The 2727-nt window shown below is 44.1% G+C and carries 6 protein-coding genes; all 6 read right to left on the bottom strand.

Annotated features, from left to right (window positions below):
* Positions 1 to 761 (bottom strand): hypothetical protein (locus NG798_RS27300; RefSeq protein ID WP_261226867.1); only part of this gene is annotated, 761 nt, incomplete at its 3' end.
* A gap of 10 nt (positions 762 to 771) precedes the next feature.
* Positions 772 to 1047, bottom strand: coding sequence for a hypothetical protein (locus NG798_RS27295; protein WP_261226866.1), 276 nt, complete (start codon positions 1045 to 1047; stop codon positions 772 to 774).
* Between the two features lie 11 nt (positions 1048 to 1058).
* Complete coding sequence (locus NG798_RS27290; protein ID WP_261226865.1) at positions 1059 to 1373, bottom strand: hypothetical protein; 315 nt, start codon at positions 1371 to 1373, stop codon at positions 1059 to 1061.
* 2 nt (positions 1374 to 1375) lie between these two features.
* Positions 1376 to 1666 (bottom strand): hypothetical protein, encoded by a 291-nt coding sequence (locus tag NG798_RS27285; protein WP_261226864.1) that lies wholly within the window; start codon positions 1664 to 1666, stop codon positions 1376 to 1378.
* Positions 1667 to 1885: 219 nt separating this feature from the next.
* Positions 1886 to 2185 carry an FUSC family protein gene (locus tag NG798_RS27280; RefSeq protein WP_261226863.1) on the bottom strand — a complete coding sequence of 100 codons (300 nt, stop codon included), beginning with the start codon at positions 2183 to 2185 and terminating at the stop codon, positions 1886 to 1888.
* A gap of 32 nt (positions 2186 to 2217) precedes the next feature.
* Positions 2218 to 2727: hypothetical protein (locus NG798_RS27275; RefSeq protein ID WP_261226862.1), on the bottom strand; the 510-nt coding region annotated here is incomplete at its 5' end.

Here is a 2727-nt window from a genome sequence, read left to right as displayed (position 1 = left end):
GCTAAATCACCTTGTAATGTTTCCAGCCCAGCTAACCCGAACTCGAAATCATACGCGGTTTCGTAATTGGCTTGGTTATTCCCCATCAACCATCCCAACGCCGTAAACATCGCTAATTCTGGATAGGCCGGTGTTTCCGCACTGCTCTTGTCTAACTTTTTATCTTTGGTTAGTTTGAGTGGTTTATCCAGGCTCACCAGGACAAACTTTTCGCCGGCAGCAATCCGCCAGATTAATGGTTGAATTGCCTCTGCTTGTCTCTGATAAAGACAGGTGGTAATTGTTTGATCAGACCTGTTACAAATATCTCCTGATTTACTGAGCCGGTCTTTCGCTGTTGAGCGTTCTTTTGAGCCAATATTCAACCAGAGCTTTTGTAGTTGACCAACTGAATTACTGCTCGTGACATTTGGTTTAAAGTCAGTAACAACCAAGCTTTCGAGGAGGGCTTTATTTGCATCCAGTTCACCAATTAACTCGGATGAACCTTCGGCAATTGTTGGGGTTGCTGTACCCATTAGGAGAACACCGGCAGTGCTTATGGCGGCAAATACTGAAAAGCAACACATCAAGAAAATTAATAGTTTCTGGCGTTCAGTTTCTTCTTTTCGTTTATTCGTCCTGTCCCCTGGTATTTCCTCTCTTGACCCCGTTTTCGCAAAGAAAACCGTAGATTCATTTTGATTGGGAGATTGCTGTTTACCCAATGGATGTTCTGGTGGCGGATCTTGAATAAATCCTGCCGCATTCAAGTCGTACATTTTACCCTCTTCAATTCCTGATTTTTACACTGGCCCACACTCGTTCTACTGAATTAGTTGGGGTAGGTTTTTCTTCTGCACCCCAATCTAAAAAGAACGGTGATAAAAGAATTGCTCCCAGGGTAAATGACATGAAAATTAAGGTGGGATTAACCATAAGAGTGGCGGCTCCTATCACCCCTCCAATGTTCATTGCACCAACAGTAGCCAGCCCTGGTATTGAAACTAGATATCCCATCATGGCGCCGGTGGCAACAGACATGGCTTTGTCTAATAGTCCAAACATGATTTTTCTCCTTATTTGTTGTGATGAATCGGTTGGGTTTGATTGAGTTTGAGGCCGGTGTTTAATCCGAGTAGGAAGAAACTGATGCACGCAATACTGACTAACGTTCCACCGGCAATCACCATAATCCAGGGGGTACGAGTTTTAGCAACGAATGTTACGGTACTGTGGGAGGTGGAAGTAGGTTGATTGGTAGAGGAATTGTTAATGATTTCTTCGGCTTCGATTTCCACAATATCTGAGGGGGAGGTATCGAAGAATTGAAACGCTTGGTTTTCACCTAACTTGAAAGAATCAAGCTCTGATTGAGGTTGGTAGGGTGACATGATTATGGTTGAGTTTGAAGAGTATGTTTTTCTTTGAGGAATGCCACGAACCCTTCAATTAACGTACCAATCACTTCGTAATCTAAATTGGTGGGATAGGTTTCGTTGGGGGAGGCTAACTTCTGTACATACCATTGGGCCGTTGGTATTATGCCTGTTTGATACTGTTTAAGGATTTCTCCAACGAATTCATCACCGGCTTGGCTGTTATTAATGAGTTCTCTGATGTGGCTGATAATCTGTTTTGACCAATAAATCTCAGCCGATAGTTTTTTGGTTTGCTTAGTCGTCATAATCTTGTCTCCAGATGATTTAATTGAGAAAAACGTTGATGGTAGGGTCAAAGAAAATCCAATTATTGCTGCACCGGCTCCCTAAGAAATCGCGCTCATCAGAATTTGGTAAAACTAGAGAGTCTATTCCACCACAGACCATCATTGATACCGCTGTACTGCCGCTTGTAAATGATACGTTTAGTCCAGTAAACTTCAGCAGGCAAAGTGATTGTTTGGTTAGTCGTCATAATCCTGTCTCCACATAATTTTGTTGAGAACTATTGTTAGTACACCGGCCAATGGGATACCGATGAGGATGCCACCGGCAGCAATTGAGATAGATGGGGTTGGGTTCGGGAAAATTAGAGGGCCGATTGCACCACCCATCATCATTGAGATTGCTGTGCTGCCGGTGGTAAGAAAACCGTGAGTTTGTGCCTTCTTATAAAGCTCCTCTTCGGTTAGTTGTAGTTCTTGTTGTAGAAATCGGTTTTCTCTGTTGGCCTCGTGTTCAATTTCAACTAACCGATTTTGCACAAGTTCATAAAATTCAGTACGCAGCTTTCGGGTCAGTTCGAGGGCGAGCCGCTGATTTGTTTGACTGAACTCGGAGAGAAGCCGGTGATTAACCGTCGTCCAAATGCTCTCGGAGTCTCTGTGATCGCTGTCTGGATAATGTTCCCCAGATATTCCATATCTTCGGTTGCCAAGGTTGCGAGTTCCCTTTTTTTTTCGTCATCGCCCTCTTCTATCTCAATGTCTAACCGGCCTTCTTGGGCTGCTTCTGCTTCCGCCAACCACATCCGATAAGTCTCTCCCAGCAAATAGATGCCGGTGCCCCGTTCCCTTTTCAACTTCTCATACAGCAAATGCAGCCGGCTTCCCTCTACTAACTCAGCCGGTTTCACACCATAAGTCTCCTCAAAGTGTTTATCTAAAGTAAATTTGTCGGTGGTGGGGGCTTGTGGTTTGGTGGATACTTGGGGGCCGGTGTAACTATCAACCATCAATTGAGCGATGTCTACCAGTGTGTAATTATTTCCCGCAACCTGAGCTTTTTCAAGTTGTTCTTGTAAGGA

Source organism: Ancylothrix sp. D3o, assembly GCF_025370775.1.
GTDB lineage: Bacteria > Cyanobacteriota > Cyanobacteriia > Cyanobacteriales > Oscillatoriaceae > Ancylothrix.
Note: the sequence above shows the minus strand (reverse complement) of the source record. Positions and strands in the feature narration are given on the sequence as shown.

Excerpts from the sequence above, each read along its gene's own strand:
- NG798_RS27290 (WP_261226865.1), bottom strand. The coding sequence starts at position 1,373 with ATGTCACCCTACCAACCTCAATCAGAGCTTGATTCTTTCAAGTTAGGT.
- NG798_RS27285 (WP_261226864.1), bottom strand. The coding sequence starts at position 1,666 with ATGACGACTAAGCAAACCAAAAAACTATCGGCTGAGATTTATTGGTCA.
- NG798_RS27295 (WP_261226866.1), bottom strand. The coding sequence starts at position 1,047 with ATGTTTGGACTATTAGACAAAGCCATGTCTGTTGCCACCGGCGCCATG.